We start from the raw sequence: 21,238 nt of genomic DNA, 5'->3' as shown, positions 1-21,238 counted from the left end.
CACCGGTAATCTGGTGCACATGAGCGAAAAACTTGCCGTAGCGGTCCTCGGCGCCGCAGGCCGCATGGGATCCGAGGCTGTGGCCGCCGTGCGGGCAGCAGGGGACATGGAGCTCGTTGCCGCCCTGGGCCGCACCGACCCGCTCGAAACCCTCGTCTCCTCCGGAGCGCAGTATGTCGTGGACCTCACCGTGCCGGACAGCACCGAGGCCAACGTCCGCTTCGCCGTCGAACACGGCATGCACGCCGTAGTGGGCACCACGGGCTGGGACGCCGAACGGCTCGCCCGGCTGGAAACATTGCTTCGCGCGTCGCCGGGCACGGGTGTGCTCATCGCTCCGAACTTCGCGCTGGGCTCCGTGCTGGCCTCGGCCTTCGCCGCCAAGGCGGCGCGGTACTTCGAGTCGGTGGAAATCATTGAACTGCACCACCCGGACAAGGTGGATGCCCCCTCCGGCACCGCCGTCCGCACGGCCGCGCTGATTGCCGCCGCCCGCAGCGAGGCAGGTGTGCCGGCGTCGCCGGATGCCACCGTGAAACAGCTCGACGGCGCCCGCGGCGCCGACGTGGACGGCGTGCATGTGCACTCAGTCCGGCTGCGCGGACTGGTAGCCCACCAGGAAGTGCTCCTGGGCGGCCCCGGCGAACAGCTGACCATCCGGCACGATTCGTTCGACCGTGCCTCCTTTATGCCCGGCGTGCTGCTGGGGCTGCGCCAGGTGGACGCCCACCCCGGACTGACCGTCGGACTTGACGGCTACCTCAACCTGAACGACTAAGGAACACGTTGTCTTTCTTCACCGGCCTGTTTTCCAACCGCGCCAAACTGGGCGTGGCCCTGGTGACGCTGCTGCTGCTGTTCTACCTGGTGGTCTCCGCGCAGCGGGGTTGGCTGCTGCTGACCTCGCCTGAGCTGACCGCACGCTTTATGGGCGCCGCTTACCTGGTGTTGCCGGTGGTAGGCGCCTGGGCACTGATCCGGGAACTGATGTTCGGTGCGCGGACCGAAAAGATGGCAGCCATCCTGGCCGAAGAAGGCCGCCTGCCCGTTGATGATCTGCCCCGCACACCGGCCGGGCGCATCATCCGGGAAGCGGCGGACGCGGAATTCCCCAAGTACAAGGCCGAGACCGAAGCTGCACCGGAGGACTGGCGCAGCTGGTTCCGGCTGTCCTGCGCCTACGACGCCGCCGGGGATCGCACCCGTGCCCGGCGTTCCATGCGGCAGGCCGGGAAGCTGTTTGCCGAACGCGCGAAGGCCGGCAGCTAGCGAGCTGCTGAACGGCCGGCCGCTTTCCCGCGCGCCAGCCGGGACGCCCCGGACGTCACGAACTCCAGCGGTCCCCGCGCCTGGATGCGCTGGAACAGGACGGCCAGGACCACGTAGAAGACGGCCTGGATCCAGAACACCGGGAGCGGCTCCAGCGCCGGGTCCTGCTGGTCCACAATGGTCATGACCCATACATGCAGGCTGTACAGCGTCAGGGTCATGGCCCCGGCTGCGGACAGCGGCAGGAGCAGGTTGGGACGGGCCCTGGTCAGCAGCAGGCACGCACCCAGGACCGCAGCGGCGGTCCCGGAGGCATGCAGCATGTCCAGGCTGGTGTTGGAGTGCGGCCCCGCCAGCGCCAGCCACCACCAGGACCCGGTCTGTTCCACCGGACTGAGGTTAACCTCAAGCATCCTGGCCAGCGGCAGCCGCTGCCCGGATTCGGTAGCTTCCAGCACCTGCAGGCCGCCCAGTGTGCCCAGCAGGTAGTACGAGGTGAACTTGGCGGCGACGGCGGCGAACACCCCGGCGGCAAGCAGTCCCACCTGCACCGGCAGGTTCTTCAGGTCAAGCCGTCCAATGACCATCCCGAGCAAGATGTAGCTCAGCCACTGCAGCACCGGGTAGAAGCCGGTGACGAATACGTCTGCCGCCAGGGCGGCCGGTTCCTGGAATGAGTCCCACGTGAGGTTGCCGCCGATCTCCGACGGCGCAAGGACTTCCCGCAGCCAGCCGCGCAGCAGGTATGCCAGCCCGGGGGAGAGCAGCAACCACCCGGCAGCCCAGACCGCCAGCCGGCGCAGCGGCATGCCGGCAAACGGCAGGGCCAGCAGGAACAACACCGCGTAGTGGAACAGGATGACCGCAATGTTGGTCTCCAATCCACCCAGGGCCAGGCCCACCAGGGCAATGATGACTGCACGGACCGCAATGCCGCGGCGGTCGCGGTTCACGGCCTTCGCCTCGTGGGGCTGGCTGCCACCGGTCAGCAGGGCCAGCCCGACGCCGGCCAGCAGCGCGAACAGCGCCGAGGACCGCCCCGAAAAGACCAAGCCGGTAAACGACGGATCCCCGGTCTCCTGGTTGTACAGGGGCATGGTGTGGGTGGCGATCATACCCAGCAGGGCGATCCCGCGGGCAGCATCGATGCCCGTGAGGCGGCGTTGGATCATGCACAGCATCGTCTCACGCCGTACCCGCTTGCCCGCGCACGGGTAGGCTCCGGAGCCTACCCGGGGACGGCTCCTAGTCCAGGACGGCCCTAGTCCAAAACGGTGACGACGCCGCCGTCCGTGCGGTGGGCTTCCCACAACGCCGCAGCAACGGCCTCGGGCTCGTGCTTGAGCCCGGGACCCACCGGTCCGACTATCAGCACGTGCGCCACCCGGATTCCGGCCGGGCTGAGCTGCCGGTGCAGCAGGTCCACATACGCCGTTTCCGCTGCCGTTGAAACGGCGCTGGCCGCCCGGCCGGGGGAGGGCCGCAGGGCTCCGCTGCCAGTGGTGAACAGCAGGCTGCCGTGTCCGCGCTCCAGCATGCCCGGCACCACCGCGCGCACGGCGGTAGCGGCCCCGCCTACGCTGAGCGCAAGCGAGGCAAGGAACTCTTCGGCGCCGGTGTCCAGGACCGGACCGATCAGGTCGAGACTGGGCAGCGGGCTAAAGCAGAGGACGTCGATGGGGCCTACCCGCTCGACGAGCAACTTCACGGCCTGCTGCAGGGCGGCCGGGTCCGCAGCATCCGCCGCTTCCCACTCGGCAGCGATCCCCTCGCCTGCCAGCGTGGCGGCCAGCTGCTGCAACCGTTCCGCGGAGCGTGCCACCAGGGCAACCCCGCCGGACGCGAAGCGCCGGGCCACGGAAAGGCCGATGCCGGGCCCCGCGCCGATAATCAGGACTGTTTTCTGCTGCTCGTTTTCCATGGCGTCTTCCATGGCGTCAATGCTTGCGCGCAGAAGGCCGCCGCGGAACGCCGTGCCGTTCCCGGGTGCACGGCACCCACCCTCGCTACACTGCTGATGTGCCTTCGCCGCTGGGAGAATTCCTCATCCTCCGCCGTTCCCGTGTCCAGCCCGCCGATGTCGGGCTGCGCAGCAACGGCCGGCGCCGCGTGCCGGGCCTGCGCCGGGAGGAGGTCGCGCGGCTGGCGGATGTGAGCGTGGACTACTACATGCGCCTGGAGCAGGGCCGCGAAGCCTCGCCGTCGCCCCAAGTCGCGGCTGCCATCGGCACCGCACTGCTGCTCGACGAACATGCGCTGGCGCATCTGTACCGCCTGGCGGGGCTGACGCCGCCGCGCACCGTTCCGACCGCCGCCGCCGTGGACCCCCAGCTGGCGGCCTTCCTTAACGAATGGCCGGACCACCCTGCCTTCGTCCTTGGCCAGGCCTTCGACGTCCTTGCTGCCAACCCGCTGGCCGAGGCCCTGTTCCTGGGGTTCGGCCCCACCGGCAACCTGCTGGAATCCATGTTCCTGGACCCGGCTGCGGCTGTGCTGTACCGGGACTGGGAGACGGTGGCCGCCAGCATGGTGGCCAGTTTCCGGCTGCTGGAGGCAGCCCAGCCCCGCGAGCCGCGGATCGCCGAGGTCCGCGGACGCCTGCTGGCCGCCGATGCCCGCTTCGCGGAAATGTGGACCGGTGCCGAGGTGCGCGGCGGACGGCTGAGGAGCAAACGCTTCCGCCACCCGGAGGCAGGGGACCTGGAACTGCACCTGCAGGCGTTCGACGTCCGGGCTGCACCAGGACAGGAACTGGTGGTCTACCGGGCGGAACCGGGGTCGGCGTCGAACGCCGCACTGAAGGTGCTGCAGGCAGCCCGCTGCCCCTGATGCCGCCCCGTCCGGTTCATCCGGCTGGGAACAGCCGGCCGCGGGACCGTTGCCCCTTTGCGCTGCGCAGCGGGTAACGTTTTACCCATGGATTTCCAAAACCGCACCCTTCCCTTCGGTACACTCGTCACCGCCATGGTGACCCCGTTCACTGAGGACGGAGCAGTGGACTTCGACGCCACTGCCTACCTCGCGAACAAGCTGGTGGAAGACGGTTGTGACGGCCTGGTGGTCTCCGGCACCACGGGGGAAACCTCCACTCTGGAGGACAGCGAAAAGGAAGACCTGTTCCGGGTGGTTGCCGAAACGGTCGGCGGGCGGGCGAAGGTCATCGCCGGCACGGGCACCAACCACACCTCCCATTCAGTGGAAATGGCCCGCCGCGCCGAGCGGGCCGGCGCCGACGGCCAGCTGGTGGTGACCCCCTACTACAACAAGCCCACGCAGGCAGGAGTGGTGGCGCACTTCGATGCCGTCACCGCCGCCACCGAGCTGCCCGTGATGGTTTATGACATTCCCGGCCGCGCCGGAATTGCGCTGAGCACCTCCACTATCTTCAAGCTCGCCGAGAACCCGCGCATCCTTGCCCTGAAAGATGCCAAGGCCGACTTCGCCGGCATCACCCGGGTGCTGGCCAACACCACGCTTGACATCTACGCCGGCGACGACGGCCTCACCCTCCCGTGGATGGCCGCCGGCGCCGTGGGCGTGGTCAGCGTCACCGCGCACATCGCCACCGAACAGTTCCGTGCCATGGTGGACGCCGCCGCGGCCGGGGATTTCGAGACCGCCCGCCGGATCCACTTCGAACTGGACCCGCTGATCCGCGCGGTGATGACCCACATTCCCGGTGCCGTCGCCGCCAAGCAGGTCCTGGCGATGCAGAAGGTCATCCCCACCGCCGCCGTCCGGCTGCCGCTGGTGGCACCGGACGCCGTCGAAATGGAAACGGTCCTGACGGACCTGGCCGAAGCCGGCATGGACTTTTCCCGGAACGAGGCGTAACCGGACATGACGGAAACAACGGGCACCGGACTGATGACCCCGCCGGCACTGGAACCGGGAACGCTGCGCATCGTCGCGCTGGGCGGGCTGGGGGAGATCGGCCGGAACATGGCCGTCTTCGAGATCGACGGCAAGCTGCTGATTGTTGACTGCGGGGTCCTCTTCCCGGAAGAGACCCAGCCCGGCGTTGACCTCATCCTGCCGGACTTCTCCTACATCCAGGACCGGCTCGAGGACGTTGTGGGCGTGGTGCTCACGCACGGCCATGAAGACCACATCGGCGCCGTTCCGTATCTGCTGCGGCTCAAGAACGACATTCCGCTGATCGGTTCACAGCTGACCCTTGCCCTGGTGGAAGCCAAGCTGCAGGAACACCGGATCAAGCCGTTCACCCTGACCGTGAAGGAAGGCCAGACCGAAAGCTTCGGACCGTTTGAATGCGAGTTCGTAGCGGTCAACCACTCCATCCCCGACGCGCTGGCAGTGTTCATCCGCACGGCGGCGGGCACCGTGCTGCACACCGGTGATTTCAAGATGGACCAGCTGCCCCTGGACGGGCGGATCACCGACCTGCGTGCCTTCGCACGGCTGGGCGAAGAGGGCGTGGACCTCTTTATGGCCGACTCCACCAACGCCGACGTGCCCGGTTTCACCACTGCCGAACGCGAGATCGGCCCGGTGCTGCAGGAACTGTTCGGGAAGGTCAACAAACGGATCATCGTCGCTTCCTTCTCCTCCCACATCCACCGGGTGCAGCAGGTCCTGGACGCCGCCGCGGCACACGGCCGCTACGTCTGCTTCGTGGGCCGCTCCATGGTTCGCAACATGGCCATTGCGGAGAAGCTGGGCTACTTGAACGTCCCCGAGGGCATCCTGGTGGACCTGAAAAACGTTGACGACCTGCCGGACAACAAGGTGGTGCTGATGTCCACCGGGTCGCAGGGCGAACCCATGGCAGCACTGTCCCGGATGGCCAACGGAGACCACCGGATCAGCATCGGCAAGGGCGACACGGTCATCCTGGCCTCCTCCCTGATCCCGGGCAACGAGAACGCCGTCTTCCGCGTCATCAACGGTTTGATGCGCATGGGTGCGGACGTTGTGCACAAGGGCAACGCCAAAATCCACGTCTCCGGGCACGCCGCGGCCGGTGAACTGCTCTACTGCTACAACATCCTGCAGCCCAAGAACGCCATGCCGGTCCACGGCGAGACCCGGCACCTGATTGCCAACGGCCGGCTGGCCGCGGCCACCGGCGTCCCGGAACAGAACATTGTCCTGGCCGACGACGGCACGGTGGTGGATCTGCGCGACGGCAAGGCGCGGGTGGTCGGCGAGGTTGAGTGCGGGTTTGTCTACGTGGACGGCTCCAGCGTGGGAGCGATCACCGACACCGATCTGAAGGACCGGCGGATCCTCAGCGAAGAGGGCTTCATCTCGATCATCTCCGTGGTGAACCGCAGCACCGGGACCATCGTCTCCGGACCGGAAATCCATGCCCGCGGATTCGCCGAAGGTGATGCGGTCTTTGACGAGATCATTCCCAAGATCAGCGCAGCGCTGGAGGAAGCGGTCCGTTCCAACACGGACCACACCACCTACCAGCTGCAGCAGGTGGTCCGGCGGGTAGTGGGCACCTGGGTCAACCGGCGCCTGCGCCGCCGCCCCATGATTGTCCCCGTAGTCGTCGAGGCGTAGCCCGCTGAAGGGGACCGCGCGGGTACTTGCGGGTACCTGCGCGGCCCGAGCAGGCCGGTAAATGCCGGTCCGGCCGCGTAAATCCGGGGGATCAGGGGTCCCGTCGGGTAGCGTGGCTGGTATGGCGACTCGTACTTCCCCTGCCGCACGCAGCGGTTCTTCCGGCCGTACCACGGCCCGGAGTGCCGGCGGCAGCACAAGCAAGGCATCAGGCAAAGGCAGCCCGCGCGGCGGAACAACAGGCCGGGGGAGCGCTGCAGCACGCCCGGCCCCGCCGGAACAGCTGCCCCTGCCGCTGCGCGCCGTTGAAAGCGCCTGGATGGGCATTTCCCGTATTGCCGGCGGCGGAGTGCGCAAGCTCGGCACCGATGTGTCCCCGGACTACGAAATCCGCCGCGACGGAACCGGTTTCTTCCTGACCCTGCTCGGCCTTGCCGTCGCCACGGTGGAGTGGTGGGCCCTGCGCGGTCCCGTAGCCGACGTCATCCACGCCGGCGCCGCCGGCACGTTTGGCTGGATGGCGCTGGTGCTGCCGTTCATGCTCTTCACCGGTGCCGTGCGACTGTTCCGGTACCCGGAACGCCACCGCGCCAACAGCCGGATCAGCATCGGCCTGGTGATCATGCTGCTCGCCGGGTCGGGCATCACCCACATTGTCGGCGGCCTGCCCTCCCTGACGGACGGCTTCGAACGGCTCTGGGTATCCGGCGGCATTGTCGGCTTCCTTGTATCCGGCCCGCTCTCCGCCGCGCTGACCAAGTGGCCGGTGCTCATCCTTCTGTCCTTCCTGGTGTTCGTGAGCGTCCTGATCATCACGGCCACACCCTTCCGCCACATTCCCGCACGCCTGCGCGCCCTGTACGAGCACCTCATGGGCCAGGACCTGGCCCCGGATGATCCCGAGGCGCACGACCAGAGCTACCTCTACGGCAACCCCAAGCCTGAGAAGGTCAAAAAGCCGCGCAAGACCCGCCGGGAGAAGGAAGCCGAGGCGGCCGCAGCCGCTGCGCAGGACGGTTTCGCCGGCGATGAAGCCTTTGAACGCGCCCTGTTGGCCGATGAAGAGGAAGAAGCGGCTGCTGCCGCAGCAGCAGCGCCCGTCGTCCCGCCCGGCGTCCGCCGTCCCACCCAGGCCGAACTGGCCACGCAGAAGATCCGCCGCAACCAGGGCCTGCCGGTCGACGGCGACCTGGACGGCGGCATGGACAGCGCCGAACCGCCCACCGAAGCCATCAGCATGGTCCCGGGCGCCACCGAGGTGCTGAACCTTCCCGCGGCTGCCGCTGCCGTTCCTCCGGTCCCGTCCCGCCCGGTGGCGCACACCCCGCCGGCTACCCCCATCCCGCAGCGGACCGAGCAGCTGCAGCTTTCCGGCGACATCACCTACACGCTGCCGCCGTCGGACTTCCTGCCGCCGGGCCCGCCCGCCAAGGAACGCTCCGAAGCGAACGATGCCGTCGTCGCGGCCCTGACGCACACGCTGGAGCAGTTCAACGTGGACGCCAAGGTCACCGGCTTCTCCCGCGGCCCCACGGTTACCCGGTACGAGATCGAACTCGGCGAGGGTACCAAGGTGGAACGGGTCACGGCCCTTTCCAAAAACATCGCCTACGCCGTGGCCAGCTCCGACGTGCGCATCCTTTCGCCCATTCCCGGCAAGTCCGCCATCGGCATCGAAATCCCGAACGCGGACAAGGAAGTCGTGGCCCTGGGCGACGTGCTGCGCTCCAACTCCGCCCGCAAGACCGAACACCCCATGGTGATGGGCGTGGGCAAGGACGTTGAGGGCGGGTTCGTGGTGGCCAACCTGGCCAAGATGCCGCACCTGCTCGTGGCCGGTGCCACCGGCGCCGGTAAGTCCTCGTTCGTGAACTCCATGATCACCTCCATCCTGATGCGCTCCACGCCGGATGAGGTGCGCATGGTCATGGTGGACCCCAAGCGCGTGGAACTGACCGCCTACGAGGGCGTTCCGCACCTGATCACCCCCATCATCACCAACCCCAAGAAGGCCGCCGAAGCGCTGCAGTGGGTGGTGCGGGAAATGGACACCCGCTATGACGACCTCGCCAACTTCGGGTTCAAGCACATTGACGACTTCAACAAGGCCGTCCGCAACGGCAAGGTAGTGCCCCCGGCCGGATCCAAGCGGGTCATCCGCGCCTACCCGTACCTGCTGGTGATCGTGGACGAGCTGGCCGACCTGATGATGGTCGCCCCGCGGGACGTGGAAGACTCCATTGTCCGCATCACCCAGCTGGCCCGCGCCGCCGGCATCCACCTGGTGCTGGCCACCCAGCGGCCTTCCGTGGACGTGGTGACCGGCCTGATCAAGGCGAACGTGCCCTCCCGCATGGCCTTCGCGACGTCGTCGGTCACCGACTCCCGCGTGGTCCTGGACCAGCCCGGCGCTGAAAAGCTCCTGGGCCAGGGTGACGCCCTGTTCCTGCCGATGGGCTCCAACAAGCCCATCCGTGTACAGGGCGCCTGGGTCACCGAGTCCGAAATCCACCGCGTGGTGGAGCACGTCAAGAACCAGCTGCAGGCCGTCTACCGCGAAGACGTTGCGGTCACGGCGCCCAAGAAGCAGATCGACGACGACATCGGAGACGACCTCGACGTGCTGCTGCAGGCCACCGAACTGGTGGTGACCACTCAATTCGGCTCCACCTCCATGCTCCAGCGCAAGCTGCGCGTGGGCTTCGCCAAGGCAGGACGCTTGATGGACCTGCTCGAGTCCCGCGGCGTCGTCGGGCCCTCCGAAGGTTCCAAGGCACGCGATGTGCTGGTGAAGCCCGACGACCTGGCGGCCACCCTGGCAGCCATCAGCGGCGACGAAGCGCCTGCCCCGTCCGGGGGAGCGGACGCCGCAGCGCTGGCCGAGAACGCCAACGTGAACCACGGGTTCGAGGCCGGCGGTCCCGTGGACCTGGTCGCCGCCGACCTGGATGGCCGGCCGCAGGCTGCGGAGTACCACGACGGCGCCGACGACCCGGAGTCCGAGGACGCATGGAACCTCACCGGCCGGTGAATGTTCGCTAGGCTGAAGCTGTGAGCAATTCTCCTAGCGAGAGGGTACCTACCCTCAATATCGCCAATGCACTGACGGTGGTGCGGATCCTGATGGTTCCGCTCTTCATCTGGTTCCTCGCTGTCGACGACGGCCGCGGCGGGCTCTACCGATGGCTGGCGGTGGCAACATTCGCCGTCGCCATCTACACGGACAAGCTCGACGGCGACATAGCCCGCAGCCGCGGCCTGATCACCGACTTCGGCAAAATCGCCGATCCGATCGCGGACAAGCTGCTGATCGGTTCCGCACTGGTGATGCTGTCGCTGCTGGGCGAACTGTGGTGGTGGGTGACCATTGTGATCCTGGTCCGCGAACTGGGTATTACCCTGATGCGCTTCGTGGTGATCCGCTACGGCGTGATGGCAGCCTCCCGAGGGGGCAAGCTCAAGACGGTGGTACAGACCTTCGCCATCTTCGTGTTCCTGCTGCCGCTGGGCAGTTGGCTGGGCAGCTGGGCCTGGTGGATCGGCGCCGTCTTTATGGCCGCCGCACTGGTGATCACCGTGGTGACAGGCATCGACTACGTCCTGCAGGCCGTCCGCCTGCGCCGCAGCGCAAAGAGCGTATGAGCCCGGAGACCGGGGCGGGCGCCCCTGTGGAGGAGAGCTCGGCCGCCCGTGTCCTGCGCGCCGCGAACCGGGCCGGCAAAACCGTAGCCACTGCCGAGTCCCTGACCGCGGGAATGCTCTGCGCGGAGCTTGGATCCGTGCCGGGAGCGTCCACAGTTTTGCAGGGTGGCGTGGTCGCGTACCAAAATGGGATCAAGCATTCCGTCCTCGGGGTTCCGGCCGCGCTCCTGGCCGAAGCCGGGTCCGTGGATGGAAGGGTGGCGGAGCTTATGGCGGTCGGGGCGCGCAAGGCCCTGGACGCCGACGTCGCAGTATCAACCACCGGGGCGGCCGGGCCTGCGGCCCACGACGGCAAACCGGTGGGAACAGTCTTCGTAGGGATCGCCTCTGCCGGAGGATCTTACTTCCGGGAGTTCCTGTTCCCCGGAGACCGCACCGCCATCCGTGCCGCTGCCTGCCGCGAGGCACTCGCGATGCTGGCCGCAGAACTGGAGACCGCCGGTCCCGTTGGAGACGGACAGTAACCGCCCCATCCGCCGCGGGAACAAAACCGTCAGGGCATCAGTTGTTAGTATCAGGAACCGCCAAGGTTCTTTCAGTACGATCTTTGAACAGTCTGCGGCAACTCGCCGCAGCCCGTACTCATAGGGAGCAGGACGATACACATGGTTAAACAACCCGTATCCGTGAACGGCGTGATCCGCTGGCGGGATGTAGGGTTGGCGGAAGACGCACACCGGGAGCCTAAGGAGCGCAAGATGGTAGTTCTTCGTCACGAGATTGGTGATGTCCTCCGCGACGTGCGCCAGCGCCAGGGCCGTACCCTGCGCGAGGTGTCGCACAGTGCCCGTGTATCCCTCGGCTACCTCAGCGAGGTTGAACGCGGACAGAAGGAAGCATCATCGGAACTCCTGTCTTCAATCTGCACTGCCCTCGATGTGCCCCTGTCCCTGATGCTCCGTGAAGTCAGTGACCGGGTGGCCAGCGCTGAAGGCGTTGCCATTCCAGATACCGTGCCCTCTGAGTTTTCGCGGGAATTCGCACGTGAATTTCCCGAAGACCTGGCCCGGGACCTGGCCCGCACATCCTAGGAACCGCGGCAGCGCCCCTTCGCTTCAGGCGACGGATGCGTTGCCCCCAAGATTTACCAGCTGAACAGCTAGTGACCCCCGCAGGTGCGGTGCCTGCGGGGGTTTGTTCTGTCCGGGGCTGATTTCAAAGACTGTCCCCGGTTCAAAGACTGTCCCCGGCCGGACGGACGGAGGCATTCAGCTTGTGCAGCAGCCGAACCAGGGCGCGCAGCTCTTCGGCCTCCCATCCGGTCCATGTCCGGCGGAAGTGCTCCTTTCGGGCCGTTGCCGTGCCTTCCAACTGTGCCGCCCCCACGTCGGTGAGGTTGATGGGTTGGGCCCGCCCGTCCACCGGGTCCGTATGCTTCTCCACCAGGCCCAGGCTTTGCAGCATCGCAACCTGACGGCTCAACGAGGGCTTACCCACCCCCACCGCCGCGGCCAGGTCCGTCAGGCGCATGGGACCCTGCTGGTGGAGCAGCACCATGAGGCCGTAGGCCGACGGTTCCATGTCGGGGTGGACTTCGCGGGCTATCTGGTGGGAGACGGAGCGCGCGCGGCGCCACAGGACACTCAGTTCCTGTTCCAGGTCCTCAATGGCGGCATCGTTGTCCGGGTCCCCGCCATCGGGCCGGTCCGCGGGACCGGTGGTCTCGGTCATGTCTCCATTCTAGGTTGGTTACTGCGGGGCGCTGCGTGCGTGCGAGAATTAAGCGATGCGTATCAGTGACTTCTGGCGGCTCATGGATGACGAGTTCGGATCGGCCTATTCCCGGGTCTTGGCCGCGGATCTGGTCCTCGGCCAGCTGGGCGGGGTTACCGCTGCGGAAGCGCTCCGGAAAGGCGTGGAACCAAAAGCGGTATGGCTGGCCGTGTGCGACATCCAGGACGTGCCGGCTGACCGCAGGCTTGGCCGGGACATCAAACCGAAGGCAACGTAGCGGCGGGAACGCCCGGGAGCCCGGACAGCCGGAACGGAACACGCCGGGGTGAATATTCGAATCTTTGTTCGGATAAAGATATGCTCCTACACAGGGGCCGGCCACAGCAGGCGCGGCCCGGGATATCCACAAGATAATGAGCAACAAGGTCCGGTCAGCCGTTTTGTCAGTGCCGCCGGATAGGGTCGTTACTAAGCAATGGACGACAGGCCTACGGGCCACTCACAACCACAACACGAGGTGAAGAATGGCTGCTCCAGCCGACCGCGCAAAAGCACTTGAGGCAGCGCTGGCCCAGATTGACAAGCAGTATGGCAAGGGATCGATCATGCGTCTGGGCGATGAGGTGCGCGCCCCCGCAGAGACCATCTCAACCAGCTCCGTCGCTCTGGACGTTGCCCTGGGCATCGGCGGGCTCCCGCGCGGACGCGTGGTGGAGATCTACGGTCCGGAATCTTCCGGTAAGACCACGCTGGCCCTCCATGTTGTGGCCAATGCGCAGAAGAACGGCGGCATCGCCGCATTCATCGACGCGGAGCACGCCCTGGACCCCATCTACGCCGCCAAGCTCGGCGTTGATACGGACTCGCTGCTGGTGTCCCAGCCGGACACCGGCGAGCAGGCCCTGGAAATCATGGACATGCTGATCGGCTCCGGGTCCGTCGACGTCGTCGTCATTGACTCCGTTGCCGCACTGGTGCCGCGGGCCGAAATCGAAGGCGACATGGGAGACAGCCACGTCGGCCTGCAGGCCCGCCTCATGAGCCAGGCGCTGCGAAAGATCGCCGGCCGGCTGAGCCACACCAACACCACCGCCATCTTCATCAACCAGCTGCGTGAAAAGATCGGCGTCTTCTTCGGCAGCCCGGAAACCACCACCGGCGGCAAGGCCTTGAAGTTCTACGCGTCCGTACGCATCGACGTCCGCCGCATTGAAACGCTCAAGGAAGGCACCAACCCGGTTGGCAACCGCACCCGCGCCAAGATCGTCAAGAACAAGATGGCGCCGCCCTTCAAGCAGGCGGAATTCGACATCATGTACGGCGTCGGCATCTCCCGCGAAGGCGGCTTGATCGACATGGGCGTGGAGCACGGGCTGGTCAAGAAGTCCGGTGCCTGGTTCACCTACGACGGAGACCAGCTGGGCCAGGGCAAGGAGAACGCCCGCAACTTCCTGAAGGACAATCCCGACCTGGCCGACGAGCTGGACCGCCGCATCCGCGAAAAGCTGGGCATCGGCGTTCCGGCCGCAGAGGAACCGGCCGCACCCAAGCTCAAGGCTGTAGCCAAGGACTCCTAGGGCTTACCCCCTCAGGCAACAAGGGCAGCGCCTCCTCAGGAGGTGCTGCCCTTGGGGTTTGACCATCCAAGCCCTAGCTCATTCAGCAGTAGCTCATTCAACACTGACTCATTCAACCGGAACAGCTATGGCATCCCAAGAAACGCTCGAACAACTGAAGCAGCGGCTCGCCGACATCCAGGCGGGTACTGCCGTGCCTTCGGATACGACGCCGGCAGATGTGCCGCCGGCCTCCCGTGCGCGCTCCCGCCGGAAGCCGAAGGATGCAGGGGATACCTTCCAAGAAGGCGGTTTTGGCGAGGAAGCCCCGGCAGATGAACCGTGGGCAGAACCAGGCGCCGGAGGCGGCACCAAGAAAAAGAAGCGCCAGAGGAACAGCGCGGGGGAGGCGGATTCCGTTTCCGGGCCGGCGCCCGAGCTGACGCCTGAGGAAGCCTACTCAGAGGCGAAAGCCATTGTGCTGCGCCAACTCACGGCATCACCCAAAAGCCGGCACCAGCTGGAAGCGAAGCTGGCCGAACGCGAGATTCCGGCGGATGCGGCCGCAGCAGTCCTGGACCGTTTCGAGGAAGTGCAGCTCGTGGACGACGCCGAGTTCGCCCGGTTGTGGGTCCAGAGCAGGTCGCAGGGCAAATCACTGGCCCGCGGCGCACTGCGCCGCGAACTAGCCGAAAAGGGGATTGCGCCGGATCTGGCCGAGGATGCCCTCGAACAGGTCAGCGCCGATGACGAACTTGAGGCCGCCAGGACCCTGGCCCGGAAAAAGCTGCAGTCCTCCGCGGATCTCGCAGACCGCACGGCAAGGGACAAACAAACGCGGCGGCTCGTGGGCATGCTGGCCCGCAAGGGTTACTCGCCGTCGCTGGGTTTCCGCGTGGCCGGAGAAATTATCAGCGAAGCACGCGAGGCCAGAGGCGACAGCGTCTAAAAGCGCACACCCTCGAAGGGCCGGTGTCAATTCGCCGCGCCGTGTCGTATGCTGTGCCAACTATGTTAAAGATGAGCTTGGTGGGGCCCAAGTTAAGGCGTTCCCCGCTGTTTGCCGTGGTGTTTACCGGAATCCTGGCCTCGGCCGTGCTGACCGCCGGACCTGTCTCGGCTGCGGACCCGTACCCGTCCTGGGAAGATATCCAGCAGGCCAAGTCCTCCGAGGCCGCCAAAGCCTCTGAGGCTGACAAGCTCGAAGGGCTGCTCACGGAGCTGCGCACCGACGCCGGGCAACTGGGCGACGCTGCAGTTAAAGCCACCAGCCGCTACAACGCAGCGAGGGATGCCCTGGCAGAAAATGAGAAGCTCCTGGCCTCGCTATCCGCACAGCGGGAGGCCGCCGAGGCGCAGGCGGATGAAACGCTGCAGCGTGTGGCCGCATTGGCCGCGCAGACGTACAAGTCCGGAGGCGCCGCAGCGGACGGCTTGGGACTTTTGCTCTTGGATACGGAAGCGTCTGCCGACGCCCTGCACGGGGCGGACCTGATGGACCGCGTTTCCTCGCGGGCCGGAACCCTGTATGCGGCAGCGACGGCATCCGAACGGGTAGCGGCCGGCCTTGCCGATCAGGAACAGCAGGCCCGAGATGCCCGTGCAGACCTGCTGGCCGAGGCCAAACGGTATCTTGACGAAGCCGGCGCCTCTGCCACCGCGGCGGATGAAGCGGTCCGGGAGGAGGAAGCCCGGAAAACCGTTTTGCTGGCCCAACTGGCCGATTTGCACGGGACCACCGCCGACGTGGAAAACGCACGGCTGCGCGGAATTGCCGCTGAGCAGGCCTTCCAGGAACAGCAGGCGGCAGCGGAACGGGCGGCACGGAACGCCGGTACCGTGACGCGGCCTGCGGTCGGCTCACCCGTTGCTCCCGGCGCGCCGGAAACAGGGGTTCCGGCCGTGACCCTCCCCATAGCACCTGTGCCGGCACCTGCTCCCGCACCTGCGCCGGCGCCTGGCCCGGCACCCGTTCCGCTTCCGCCGCCGCCCGCCCAACCGGTGGACGATCCGGCCGGGGCCCAGAACTATGCCGCCGGCATGATGGGTGCCTACGGCTGGGACGGCAACGAATTCCGCTGCCTGGTCAGCCTCTGGAACCGGGAGTCCAACTGGCGCACTTCGGCGGCCAATCCGTCCAGCGGCGCCTACGGAATCCCGCAGTCGCTGCCCGGTAGCAAAATGGCCAGCCACGGCAGCGACTGGCAGACAAACTACCGGACCCAGATTAACTGGGGGCTCGAATACATCTCCTGGCGCTACGGCACACCCTGCGGCGCCTGGCAGCATTCCGAAGAGGTCAACTGGTATTAGCTTTCCTGGGGGCAACGGTTTGCGGCTGCACGCGATGTCGGGCGCGTCAACATCGTCGTTACCTTTTTGAGACTTTTCCCAGAAAACTCCGGTAGCGTCCTGCGCTTGTGACTTCACTTGACTCATCACGCCGCGAACAGACCCGCATCCGACGCGCCCTGCGCCGCCGCCGAAGGCTGCGAATGGGGGCCTCGGCAGCACTAGGCTCCCTGGCAATGCTGGGTGTGTCCGGCGCCGCGGTCGGCACTGCCGCAGGTGAGGACCTGCGCGCCGCAGCCGGACTGCAGCTGGTCAATATGGCGGTGCCGCTGCTCGCCACGCAAGAACCCGTCCGGGACGGTGCCACAACCGGGAATGTCACGGAAACCAAGGGTTCAACAGCTGAACAGCACCCCGCAGAGCAGCACCCCGCAGAGCAGCACCCCGCAGAACAGCCGCCCGCCGGGGAATCCGACGAGCAGGCTGCAGCAGAGCAAGCCGCCGCGGAGCAGGCTGCGGCCCGCGCGGCGGATGAGGCCGCGGCCATGCAGGCCGCAGAGGAAGCAGCCGAGGCCGTGCGTGCGGCCGTGCCTGTGGATGACCCTGCGGCGGCCAAGGCCTACGCTGCTTCCATGCTCGCCTCCCGGGGGTGGGAAGCATCCCAGCTGACGTGCCTGGACCGGCTTTGGACCAAAGAATCGGAATGGCTGACCAGCGCCACCAACTCCAGCAGCGGAGCCTACGGGATTGCACAGTCCCTTCCCGCCGAAAAAATGGCGGCAACCGGAGCTGACTGGGCGGTGAACTACCGCACGCAGATCGACTGGGGACTTCAGCACATCTCATCGCGTTACGGCAGCCCCTGCAACGCGCTGAATTTCCACCACGCCAATAACTGGTACTAGCCAAGAACTGGTACTAAGGGCGGCAGCGGAATTGCGCCTCGGTGAGGGATTAGGCCTAGTGGGGGACGGCGGCTGACGTACCCTAGGAGGGTGAGCATGACTGTTTCCTCTCCTTCCCCCGTGCCTTCCCCCGTGGCCTCCGAGGCAACACCGCGTACCTATCAGGTCCGGACGTTCGGCTGCCAGATGAACGTCCACGACTCCGAACGCATTTCGGGCCTGCTCCAGGACGCCGGATATGTGGAGGCCGACGGCGAGCAGGCGGACATCGTTGTCTTTAATACCTGCGCGGTCCGGGAGAACGCGGACAACAAGCTGTACGGCAACCTCGGCCTGCTCGCGCCCATCAAGGAGCGCCGCCCGGGGATGCAGATTGCCGTGGGCGGTTGCCTGGCACAGAAGGACCGGGAAACCATCCTGCGCAAGGCACCCTGGGTGGACGCCGTCTTCGGCACCCACAACATCGGGTCCCTGCCCGCGCTGCTTGAACGCGCGCGGCACAATGCCAAGGCCGAGTTGGAAATCCTGGAGTCATTGGACGTGTTCCCGTCCACGCTGCCCACCAAACGGGACTCGGTGTACTCGGGATGGGTGTCCATCTCCGTCGGCTGCAACAACACCTGTACCTTCTGCATCGTCCCGTCGCTGCGCGGCAAGGAACGCGACCGGCGCCCGGGGGAGATCCTGGCCGAAATCAAAGCACTGGTCGATGACGGCGCCATCGAGGTCACGCTGCTGGGCCAGAATGTGAACTCCTACGGCGTGGAGTTCGGCGACCGCGGTGCCTTCGCCAAGCTGCTGCGCGCGTGCGGCGACATCGAGGGCCTGGAACGGGTCCGCTTCACCAGCCCGCACCCGGCGGCCTTCACTGACGACGTCATTGACGCCATGGCGGAAACCCCCAACGTGATGCCGCAGCTGCACATGCCGCTGCAGTCGGGCTCGGACAAGGTCCTCAAGGACATGCGCCGCTCCTACCGCTCCAAGAAGTTCCTGGGGATCCTGGACCGGGTGAGGGAACGGATGCCGCACGCCGCCATCTCCACGGACATCATTGTCGGATTCCCGGGCGAGACCGAGGAGGATTTCGCCGCCACCCTCGACGTCGTGGAAAAGGCCCGCTTCGCCAGCGCCTTCACCTTCCAGTACTCCAAGCGCCCCGGCACGCCCGCCGCCGACCTGCCCGGCCAGCTGCCCAAGGCCGTGGTGCAGGAACGCTATGAGCGGCTCACTGCCCTCCAGGACCGGATTGCCGCCGAGGAGAACGCCAAGCAGGTGGGTACCACCGTAGAGGTCATGGTCACTGCCGGTTCGGGCCGGAAGGCTGAAGAGACAGGCCGGCTGTCCGGACGTTCCCGGGACCAGCGGCTGGTGCACTTCTCGGTGCCCGACGGCGCCCCCGCACCACGGCCGGGCGACCTCGTCACCGTCCCGGTCACCGCTGCCGCCGCCTTCCACCTGATTTCCGATCCCGCCACAGCCGCCGACTATTCGCTGCGCCGGTCCCGCGCCGGAGATGCCTGGGACCGTTCGCAGGCCGAATCCTGCGGCGTGCCTGCGGCACCGGCCGGCACCCGCGCGGGTGTTTCGCTGGGCATGCCCGCGCTGCCCCCGCGTTCCTAAGGGCGCTGCAGCATGAACCCTGCACTTGAGCGTCCGGTGGTTGCCGTCGTCGGGCCTACCGGGTCCGGCAAGTCGGACCTCGGCGTGGACCTTGCCCTGGAACTGGGCGGGGAAGTCATCAACGCGGATTCCATGCAGTTCTACCGCGGCATGGACATCGGCACGGCGAAGATCCCGGTTGCCGAACGCCGCGGCGTTCCGCACCACATGCTGGACATCATGGACGTTACCGAAGAGGCCAGCGTCTCGGCGTTCCAGACCCGGGCCAGGGCACTGGTCGAGGACATCCGGGGCAGGGGCATGTTCCCCATCCTCGTGGGCGGTTCGGGGCTGTACGTGCGGGCGGCGCTGGATGTACTGGAATTCCCCGGCACCGACCCCGCTGTCCGCGCGGCACTTGAAGCCGAACTGGAAACCGCCGGGCTGCCCGCGCTGATGGCACGCCTGCGGGCCGCGGACCCGGTCTCGGCAGAACGGATTTCAGATGCCCGGCGCGTGGTGCGGGCCCTTGAAGTCCTCGAACTGACGGGACGGCCGTTCAGCTCCTTTATGCCCGTCCGCCAGTACTTCCAGCCCGCCGTGCAGATCGGCCTGGAGGTGGACCGTCCCGTGCTGCACCAGCGGCTGGCCGGCCGTGTTGACGCCATGGTGGAACAGGGCCTGCTCGAGGAAGTGCGGCGGCTGGAACCGGCCGGACTGCGGACCGGCCGTACCGCCTCGCGTGCGCTGGGCTACGCCCAGTTCCTTGCGGTCCTGGACGGGAAGTCCTCGGTGCCTGAGGCCGCGGAGGCCACCGTTGTTGCCACCCGGCAGTTCGCCCGCCGCCAGCTGACCTGGTTCCGCGCCGACCCGCGGATCACTTGGCTGGGCTTTGACGATCCCGCCCTGGTTACCCGTGCGGCCGACGCCGTCCGTGCCGCCGTGCGGCCCAGTATCCTTGAAGGGTGACCAACACTTCTGCTTCGACGGCATCTGCCGCGTCCCTGCCCGCCTCCGGCCTGCCCGCTGCCGTTGCCGGCCTGCCCTTCGCCAAGGGCCACGGCACCGGCAATGACTTTGTGCTGCTGGCCGATACAGACGGATCCCGTGACCTGGCTGCCGCCGACGTGGCGGCTGTATGTGACCGGCACCGCGGAATAGGTGCGGACGGGTTCATCCGCGCCGTCCGCTCCGAGTACGTCCCCGAAGGCCGCGCACTGCTGCAGAACGCACCGGAAGCCGAATGGTTCATGGACTACCGGAACGGGGACGGAAGCGTTTCCGAAATGTGCGGCAACGGTGTGCGGGTTTTTGTGCATTTCCTGCTTGAAGAGCACCTGGTGGAACTGGGAGAGGGTGAAAGCCTGGTTATCGGCACCCGGGCCGGGCTGAAGACCGTCACCCGCACGCCCGGAGGCTATGCGGTGGACATGGGCCCGTGGGAGTTCATCTACCCGGACCACGCTGCCGCCAAGTCCATGGACACCGTGGTGAACGCCGGGGGCCTGGAAGTGCCCCGTCCCGGGCTGTCGGTCAGCATGGGCAACCCGCACACGGTGGTTGCCCTGGCCGAGCTTGACGAACTGGCCGCAACTAATCTCACCACCGCGCCGTCGGTGCAGCCCGAACCCTCCAACGGAACGAATGTCGAGTTCGTTGTCCCGGCCGAGCCGCTCGTGGAGGACGGGGTGGGACTGGTGACCATGCGTGTGCATGAGCGCGGCGTGGGGGAGACCCTGTCCTGCGGTACCGGCGCCTGCGCCGCCGCCGTCGCCACGCGTTTCTGGGCCGGTGCCGGCGCACCCGATGCGTGGGCCGTGACGGTGCCCGGCGGCGTCGTCGGCGTCCGGTTCCTGACCGGTCCCGAAGGCCGCGAACACGTCGAACTCAGCGGACCGGCCGTGCTGGTGGCCCGCGGCATCCTGCTGTAGGAGAAAGTCCGGGCTAGGAGTGCGCCCGTTCGACCTTCAGGATCCGGAAGGACTTGGCGGTGCTGTGGCGGGACACCGCAAAGCCGGCGGGCAGTTCTCCGGCCAGCCAGCGCTGCAGCGAATCCGATCCGAGGTTCTTCTGGACCACCAGCCACGCGGTGCCGCCCGGAGCCAGGCGCGGAAGCCAGAGCAGCAGCAGGGCGTGGAGTTCATCCTTGCCGATGCGGATGGGCGGGTTGGACCAGATGGCGTCAAAGCGCAGCTCCGGATCCACGTCCTCGGGCCGGGCAGCACTGACGTTGGCGCATCCCAGCGAAGCCGCGTTGTCGCGGGTCAGGGCAAGGGAGCGCTCGTTGACGTCCACGGCATAAACCTGTGCGGCGGGGGACTTCAGCGCCAGGGTGAGGGCCACCGGGCCCCAACCGCAGCCGATGTCCAGGAGATTACCGGTTGCGGGCGGGGCGGGAACTTCGTCCAGCAGTACTGCGGTGCCTTTGTCGATACCGTCCGGGCTGAAGATGCCGCCCGCGGTCTGGAGCGTCCGTTCGGAGCCGTTGAGCGTGACGCGCAGCGGCCGTCGGACCTCGGGTCCGGACGGTGTGGAAGAGAAATAGTGGTCTGAACCCATAACAGTCCAGATTAGCCGGAACCCGGGCGAGGACAGGAATTTAAGCGGTGCCCACGGGGTTGGAAGAGGTGGAAGTCGGGACAGGAATCCATTGCGCAGACGGTCGGTCTCGCCGGAGAATGTCAGTTCACTGGCCTACCATGTTAA

The 21,238-nt window shown here is 66.8% G+C and carries 21 protein-coding genes; 17 read left to right on the top strand and 4 right to left on the bottom strand.

Annotation, left to right across the window (positions count from 1 at the left end; all coding sequences use genetic code 11):
- The first annotated feature begins 19 nt into the window (after window positions 1-19).
- Entirely contained in the window at window positions 20-778 is a 759-nt protein-coding gene (dapB, locus tag LJ754_RS15590) for a 4-hydroxy-tetrahydrodipicolinate reductase (protein WP_227927284.1), read from the top strand.
- 8 nt (window positions 779-786) lie between these two features.
- The gene (locus LJ754_RS15585) at window positions 787-1,269 is read left to right on the top strand and encodes a hypothetical protein (protein ID WP_227927283.1); all 483 of its coding nucleotides are present in this window, start codon (window positions 787-789) and stop codon (window positions 1,267-1,269) included.
- Here the strand turns inward: LJ754_RS15585 and LJ754_RS15580 are convergent.
- On the bottom strand, window positions 1,266-2,441 hold the full coding sequence (locus tag LJ754_RS15580) for a heparan-alpha-glucosaminide N-acetyltransferase domain-containing protein (RefSeq protein WP_227927282.1): 1,176 nt from the start codon (window positions 2,439-2,441) through the stop codon (window positions 1,266-1,268). The two genes, LJ754_RS15585 and LJ754_RS15580, sit on opposite strands and share 4 nt — an antisense overlap.
- 89 nt (window positions 2,442-2,530) lie before the next feature.
- Window positions 2,531-3,202, bottom strand: a complete 672-nt coding sequence (locus LJ754_RS15575; protein ID WP_227914010.1) for an SDR family NAD(P)-dependent oxidoreductase — start codon at window positions 3,200-3,202, stop codon at window positions 2,531-2,533.
- A gap of 86 nt (window positions 3,203-3,288) precedes the next feature.
- Here LJ754_RS15575 and LJ754_RS15570 point away from each other — a divergent pair, with 86 nt between their 5' ends.
- From LJ754_RS15570 to LJ754_RS15540, 7 genes are all read left to right on the top strand, one after another.
- Window positions 3,289-4,098: a helix-turn-helix transcriptional regulator gene (locus tag LJ754_RS15570; protein WP_227927281.1), complete on the top strand. Its 810-nt coding sequence runs from the start codon at window positions 3,289-3,291 to the stop codon at window positions 4,096-4,098.
- Between the two features lie 87 nt (window positions 4,099-4,185).
- Entirely contained in the window at window positions 4,186-5,103 is a 918-nt protein-coding gene (gene dapA, locus LJ754_RS15565) for a 4-hydroxy-tetrahydrodipicolinate synthase (RefSeq protein ID WP_227927280.1), read from the top strand.
- 6 nt (window positions 5,104-5,109) lie between these two features.
- Window positions 5,110-6,801 carry a ribonuclease J gene (locus LJ754_RS15560; protein ID WP_227914013.1) on the top strand — a complete coding sequence of 564 codons (1,692 nt, stop codon included), beginning with the start codon at window positions 5,110-5,112 and terminating at the stop codon, window positions 6,799-6,801.
- Window positions 6,802-6,922: 121 nt separating this feature from the next.
- Entirely contained in the window at window positions 6,923-9,832 is a 2,910-nt protein-coding gene (locus LJ754_RS15555) for an FtsK/SpoIIIE family DNA translocase (protein ID WP_227927279.1), read from the top strand.
- Between the two features lie 20 nt (window positions 9,833-9,852).
- Window positions 9,853-10,443, top strand: a complete 591-nt coding sequence (pgsA, locus tag LJ754_RS15550) for a CDP-diacylglycerol--glycerol-3-phosphate 3-phosphatidyltransferase (RefSeq protein ID WP_227927278.1) — start codon at window positions 9,853-9,855, stop codon at window positions 10,441-10,443.
- Window positions 10,440-10,967, top strand: coding sequence for a CinA family protein (locus LJ754_RS15545; protein ID WP_227914016.1), 528 nt, complete (start codon window positions 10,440-10,442; stop codon window positions 10,965-10,967). Before pgsA ends, LJ754_RS15545 begins: the two co-directional genes overlap by 4 nt.
- Before the next feature lie 141 nt (window positions 10,968-11,108).
- The gene (locus tag LJ754_RS15540; protein WP_269437448.1) at window positions 11,109-11,534 is read left to right on the top strand and encodes a helix-turn-helix domain-containing protein; all 426 of its coding nucleotides are present in this window, start codon (window positions 11,109-11,111) and stop codon (window positions 11,532-11,534) included.
- Window positions 11,535-11,676: 142 nt separating this feature from the next.
- Here the strand turns inward: LJ754_RS15540 and LJ754_RS15535 are convergent, their stop codons facing one another.
- Window positions 11,677-12,174 (bottom strand): MarR family winged helix-turn-helix transcriptional regulator, encoded by a 498-nt coding sequence (locus LJ754_RS15535; protein ID WP_227914017.1) that lies wholly within the window; start codon window positions 12,172-12,174, stop codon window positions 11,677-11,679.
- 55 nt (window positions 12,175-12,229) lie between these two features.
- Between LJ754_RS15535 and LJ754_RS15530 the strand changes: the two genes are divergently transcribed.
- The 8 genes from LJ754_RS15530 (at window position 12,230) to dapF (ending at window position 20,463) form a co-directional block, all read left to right on the top strand.
- The gene (locus LJ754_RS15530; protein ID WP_227927277.1) at window positions 12,230-12,454 is read left to right on the top strand and encodes a DUF3046 domain-containing protein; all 225 of its coding nucleotides are present in this window, start codon (window positions 12,230-12,232) and stop codon (window positions 12,452-12,454) included.
- Window positions 12,455-12,701: 247 nt separating this feature from the next.
- Complete coding sequence (recA, locus tag LJ754_RS15525; RefSeq protein ID WP_227914019.1) at window positions 12,702-13,754, top strand: recombinase RecA; 1,053 nt, start codon at window positions 12,702-12,704, stop codon at window positions 13,752-13,754.
- Window positions 13,755-13,881: 127 nt separating this feature from the next.
- Window positions 13,882-14,682: a regulatory protein RecX gene (locus LJ754_RS17000; RefSeq protein WP_331461535.1), complete on the top strand. Its 801-nt coding sequence runs from the start codon at window positions 13,882-13,884 to the stop codon at window positions 14,680-14,682.
- An 80-nt stretch (window positions 14,683-14,762) separates the two neighbouring features.
- Entirely contained in the window at window positions 14,763-16,046 is a 1,284-nt protein-coding gene (locus LJ754_RS16995; RefSeq protein WP_331461534.1) for a hypothetical protein, read from the top strand.
- Between the two features lie 107 nt (window positions 16,047-16,153).
- Entirely contained in the window at window positions 16,154-16,930 is a 777-nt protein-coding gene (locus tag LJ754_RS15510; RefSeq protein WP_227927276.1) for a hypothetical protein, read from the top strand.
- A gap of 96 nt (window positions 16,931-17,026) precedes the next feature.
- A complete protein-coding gene (miaB, locus tag LJ754_RS15505; protein ID WP_227927275.1) occupies window positions 17,027-18,553 on the top strand; it encodes a tRNA (N6-isopentenyl adenosine(37)-C2)-methylthiotransferase MiaB in 1,527 nt (508 codons plus the stop codon).
- Window positions 18,554-18,565: 12 nt separating this feature from the next.
- On the top strand, window positions 18,566-19,501 hold the full coding sequence (gene miaA / locus LJ754_RS15500; protein WP_227927274.1) for a tRNA (adenosine(37)-N6)-dimethylallyltransferase MiaA: 936 nt from the start codon (window positions 18,566-18,568) through the stop codon (window positions 19,499-19,501).
- A 35-nt stretch (window positions 19,502-19,536) separates the two neighbouring features.
- Window positions 19,537-20,463: a diaminopimelate epimerase gene (gene dapF / locus LJ754_RS15495; RefSeq protein ID WP_227927362.1), complete on the top strand. Its 927-nt coding sequence runs from the start codon at window positions 19,537-19,539 to the stop codon at window positions 20,461-20,463.
- Window positions 20,464-20,476: 13 nt separating this feature from the next.
- Here the strand turns inward: dapF and LJ754_RS15490 are convergent, their stop codons facing one another.
- Window positions 20,477-21,091: a class I SAM-dependent methyltransferase gene (locus LJ754_RS15490; RefSeq protein ID WP_227927273.1), complete on the bottom strand. Its 615-nt coding sequence runs from the start codon at window positions 21,089-21,091 to the stop codon at window positions 20,477-20,479.
- Between the last annotated feature and the right edge of the window lie 147 nt (window positions 21,092-21,238).

Source organism: Arthrobacter sp. zg-Y40 (assembly GCF_020731535.1).
Lineage (GTDB): Bacteria > Actinomycetota > Actinomycetes > Actinomycetales > Micrococcaceae > Arthrobacter_B.
The sequence above is the reverse complement of the archived record's forward strand: the minus strand, read 5'-3'. Positions and strand labels throughout refer to the sequence as shown.

Coding starts and splice junctions, on each gene's coding strand:
- LJ754_RS15560 (WP_227914013.1), top strand. CDS start 5,110: ATGACGGAAACAACGGGCACCGGACTGATGACCCCGCCGGCACTGGAA.
- miaB (WP_227927275.1), top strand. CDS start 17,027: ATGACTGTTTCCTCTCCTTCCCCCGTGCCTTCCCCCGTGGCCTCCGAG.
- recA (WP_227914019.1), top strand. CDS start 12,702: ATGGCTGCTCCAGCCGACCGCGCAAAAGCACTTGAGGCAGCGCTGGCC.
- LJ754_RS15555 (WP_227927279.1), top strand. CDS start 6,923: ATGGCGACTCGTACTTCCCCTGCCGCACGCAGCGGTTCTTCCGGCCGT.
- dapB (WP_227927284.1), top strand. CDS start 20: ATGAGCGAAAAACTTGCCGTAGCGGTCCTCGGCGCCGCAGGCCGCATG.
- miaA (WP_227927274.1), top strand. CDS start 18,566: ATGAACCCTGCACTTGAGCGTCCGGTGGTTGCCGTCGTCGGGCCTACC.
- LJ754_RS15535 (WP_227914017.1), bottom strand. CDS start 12,174: ATGACCGAGACCACCGGTCCCGCGGACCGGCCCGATGGCGGGGACCCG.
- LJ754_RS15490 (WP_227927273.1), bottom strand. CDS start 21,091: ATGGGTTCAGACCACTATTTCTCTTCCACACCGTCCGGACCCGAGGTC.
- LJ754_RS15540 (WP_269437448.1), top strand. CDS start 11,109: ATGGTTAAACAACCCGTATCCGTGAACGGCGTGATCCGCTGGCGGGAT.
- dapA (WP_227927280.1), top strand. CDS start 4,186: ATGGATTTCCAAAACCGCACCCTTCCCTTCGGTACACTCGTCACCGCC.
- LJ754_RS17000 (WP_331461535.1), top strand. CDS start 13,882: ATGGCATCCCAAGAAACGCTCGAACAACTGAAGCAGCGGCTCGCCGAC.
- LJ754_RS15575 (WP_227914010.1), bottom strand. CDS start 3,202: ATGGAAGACGCCATGGAAAACGAGCAGCAGAAAACAGTCCTGATTATC.
- LJ754_RS15545 (WP_227914016.1), top strand. CDS start 10,440: ATGAGCCCGGAGACCGGGGCGGGCGCCCCTGTGGAGGAGAGCTCGGCC.
- LJ754_RS15530 (WP_227927277.1), top strand. CDS start 12,230: ATGCGTATCAGTGACTTCTGGCGGCTCATGGATGACGAGTTCGGATCG.
- LJ754_RS15580 (WP_227927282.1), bottom strand. CDS start 2,441: ATGATCCAACGCCGCCTCACGGGCATCGATGCTGCCCGCGGGATCGCC.